This window comes from Polynucleobacter sp. (assembly GCF_040400325.1).
In the GTDB taxonomy this organism is placed as follows: domain Bacteria; phylum Pseudomonadota; class Gammaproteobacteria; order Burkholderiales; family Burkholderiaceae; genus Polynucleobacter.
Map to the genome: position 1 here is coordinate 1 of NZ_JBBAQK010000028.1, position 4233 is coordinate 4233.

Sequence of the window (4233 nt, forward strand, 5' to 3'; positions counted from 1 at the left end):
CCGACTCCCCCTATTTTAGAGGGCTCTGGCGTATATGCTAATTTCCGATATAGGACAATATATGGAATCTTTGGAAAAAATAAAACCAAAGATGTGTTTATTTATATACTATATCACCTTATATACATTTTTAGAGTTTAAGTAAAGAAAGAATAGCGTAGTTACACGAAATGACATAATTAAAGCTCGAATATCGAAACTTAAAACATATAATCATCTGTACTATTTTCACCATGATGGGGTACCCTCATAACCAGTAGAAGGGAAATGCATATTTTCCACATACTACAAATGATATAGCCAACCCTCTCTAAAGAAGAGAAGAGGGTTAAAACTAATACCACCCCCCCCCTGCCGAGGCAACTCTAAAGGAAATCTTTAGAATAAAAGGTCAAACAGGTGTGGCGAAGGGTAGGCAAAAATTTAAAGCAACGGTAAAAAGTTAACGTCTAACTCAATACTGTAATATACAGATATATAAGTTAGACCGAGGTTAATGATAAACCTATTAAACTTAATGAAGAGAAGTAAGAAATTTAAAATATTAAATTCCACTTATGATTCATGAAGTTCTGAAGTCTAATGTAAAGCTTAAGTATTGAAACAATACTTTCTGCGCCGCGTTTTTACTCCAAAAAGTTATTTTAACTTTTTACTCCGGGACGTTCTATAGAAGCTTTCGATTCAAGATCGCGAAAGCATCTAGACGCCCTATAGAGATATAACAACGGTTAAGCTTACACTAGCCAGTACATAAAGCCCCCTATGAATAAGTATATAATAAACTTCCACAAAAACCTATACTGGAAATAACATACCCACCGACTCCCCCTATTTTAGAGGGCTCTGGCGTATATGCTAATTTCCGATATAGGACAATATATGGAATCTTTGGAAAAAATAAAACCAAAGATGTGTTTATTTATATACTATATCACCTTATATACATTTTTAGAGTTTAAGTAAAGAAAGAATAGCGTAGTTACACGAAATGACATAATTAAAGCTCGAATATCGAAACTTAAAACATATAATCATCTGTACTATTTTCACCATGATGGGGTACCCTCATAACCAGTAGAAGGGAAATGCATATTTTCCACATACTACAAATGATATAGCCAACCCTCTCTAAAGAAGAGAAGAGGGTTAAAACTAATACCACCCCCCACAACTAAGCTAGGTCGAAACCATGACAAGGATTGGGAGACAAGGACAAACCTCACAAGTATCGCGCCATCTTCTTCACTCCCTCCACAGACAGCATACCCTCACTTGAAAGAGGGGTCGGGTCATGATTTAACAAGGAACGCATGTACATGACATTGGAAGACAATGTAACATGGTCCAAGCACGTCATGCGCTGTCCATCTGATGCCCCCTGCGCAGACAACTCTACATTCGCGCCAATACGTATCGAACGCGTTGAGAATTGTTGCGCATTGAATCCAAAGCTTTCAGCCACCCTTTTCAAAGCAGTAGACACATCCTTCGAAGTAAGGCGCTTCAAAGTTGGTGTTTTCCTGTTATGAACAGTATCCCATCGTGCAAACAACAAGTCATTGTCATTATACATTCCGGAAATACTTAACCAGGTGACGAAGTCGGACATCAACATGCATTCATGCAAGGACCCAATGCCCGCAATCATAACAATAGGAGGAACGGTCTTCTTCGCCTTAGTCGGTCCATGTGTCTTGGAAGATACACATGTCAATTTAACCGCTAAGACCGGGGGAGAGCCCAGATCCTTCCAACGTGACACCGAAACAATCCCCAATTCAATTTCAAGATCGACTGAACGGAGATAATAACGGTGATCAATCGCCTTGGGTCCAGTCGATGCAACATTACTTATACGAAGGCCCCGAAGGAACGCTATCATAGAAGCAATATATATCATCTTATCCGTAAGAGTTGACCCACCGTGCCAGTACCATTCACGGAGACGATCCATGAACTCGACACAAATGGGCAACTGTACGATGGCTTTCTTAGGTCCATCCAAAAGTATGGAAGACGCAAAGATGGAAGCATGTATGTTTCTCACTGCTCTACGGACAACGGCCAGTGCCTCCGAAGAAAACACTGAGGCACATCCTCCGTAAATAATAATGGTACCCCGAAGGTTTGTCAACGACTTGCCTATCTGAGGTCCTGTGAAACCCATAACATCCTCCAGATATACAATGAACTCCATCACTAAACCAATACCCTTTTCCACTGTACACACAGTAAGATAGGGATCAGAAATATTGTGAAGATTCACGTATTCAAGCCATATACTCTCTGTAACACGAAATCCGGCCAACGTCTTGACATCCCAAGCTTGCTCTAACAATGCAACGACTCGATCACCTGAGTAATCACAAGGTAAAGACAAGAGGAAGACAATCAGCAAAGGTTCCAATGAACAGAAGAGTATGAACTCTCTGAGACACACAATATATAATATATAACTAATATATAAATTACGATTATTTATTCAATTAACTAGTATTAATTAAAATGTTATTAATGAATAAATTATTATTAAACACATCCAACTCAAACACACAAAGATAATCTCCCCTCCACAAACAAGAAACAAATAACACAATAATAGCTTAGGAAGGCACAATCAAATGTCGAAAGATATAATTGAATTTGGCCATACGAGCCAACAAAGTGGTCTCATCCATAGCATTATGTGAAGGATTCAACAAGACCGACAACTCCTGCAAAATAGGAGGAGCGTTGGCCCTTGTGAAACTGTTTCTATCAGTGAAACCAAAATCCGAAGGGGGTATACGACGAGACAGAGGATCTGCTCGATTCAATTCACCCTCTTTGTATTCGGTAGAAACTACCTTCATACCCGTATGCATATTGAGAGAAACATACGCTATCGCTGCCGCGGTAGATGAACCCGCACGAAAGTGCATAGCTTTCAACCAAGATAACGACGAAGTATTGTCTCCGATCATCTCAACTCTCGCGTTATTGTGACCCAAAAAAGACAAACACGCAAGTCCCATAATGGCAGCTATAAACTCCATAGAGTTTTGGTAGCCACTATCATTATTCAGGACATATTCATCACACCAAGAAACAGCCCAAATTCGATGGAACCGTTCTGTCTTCTTGGAGTATTGACTGATGATGAAACCAATACCTATCGGTGCACCATCATATTCGATACGAAAGTGAGGTTCACCTTTAGGACGGAAGTCTTCAATCTTGCGTGTAAACCCTTTGGGTTCCAACTTCATTAAGAAGAAGAAACATCGCCACAAAAGAATAACAAGAAACGCTTCCGTCGGTAATACAATCTCGACTTCCAGGTTTTTATATCCACTAAACGCAGAATACAAATACCCGGAAAAAGGCGCCATATATGGACACACGAGAGTATACCGAGAAGCCCAGGAAGAAAGAGTATGCAAGGTACGGACCTTAACTCTTTCTCCCCGTTGCACAGTCATGAAACCATGCAGCGTCTTATAATAATTGTGGTCCGCAATGGATACGGTCATCGTGTCCAAATTGAACTCCCACCCTATCCAATCTATCTTGCGCCCTATCTCTGTTTTCTCAACAGCTACAGCATCATCGCCCAAAAGGTTGGTGATAACTGTAGTCGCGAGAGAGATATCCTCATCGACATGCTCTCGATCGGAAACACCCATTATGTCATCAATGTACATACATATGAGACCCATTATAATGAGTGATATCGCACGCAAAATGCATCGAGAAATGACGTTGAAGATAAACGGAAATAACGTCAAACCGAAATTCCCAGCAATATGGATCACAGATAAGCCGTCGGTCATTGGAAGTACCAATAAACCGCAATCGACTGGTCGGAAAAAGAGCAATGTGAATGCTCCCTTCAAATCCATTTTCCATAAAACTAAGTCCTCCGAAGACTTATGACCCCATTGTTTAATATCGTCTAAATGCTTTAGAATCATCTGCGCCAAATCAATGACAGTAGGTAATTCTATATCCCCATATTTCTCTCTAGCCATCTCCCGGACTTCGTCCGTATTGAGTTGAGCATTGAGATTACCATAGGAATAATTGCAAGTCACTCTACCCTGTTTCTTACCCTTTTTCAAAGTGTGGCCAAGCCGACTCTTATGAATGGGAATAGTAGGTGGTAACCGCGATAAGCATTCGGAAGGCAATATCACCGCTAAATCAGCTTTATATGATTCATATATCAGCTTATTTACAGCGGGATACGCT

The 4233-nt window shown here is 40.3% G+C and carries 2 protein-coding genes; one reads left to right on the top strand and one right to left on the bottom strand.

Annotation, left to right across the window (positions count from 1 at the left end):
- Window positions 1-1955 precede the first annotated feature (1955 nt).
- Window positions 1956-2108: a hypothetical protein gene (locus ABWP14_RS11240; protein WP_353203063.1), complete on the top strand. Its 153-nt coding sequence runs from the start codon at window positions 1956-1958 to the stop codon at window positions 2106-2108.
- Between the two features lie 498 nt (window positions 2109-2606).
- On the opposite strand, the gene ABWP14_RS11245 is transcribed toward ABWP14_RS11240, so the two are convergent.
- On the bottom strand, window positions 2607-4233 hold a 1627-nt coding region (locus tag ABWP14_RS11245), incomplete at its 5' end, for a hypothetical protein (protein WP_353203064.1).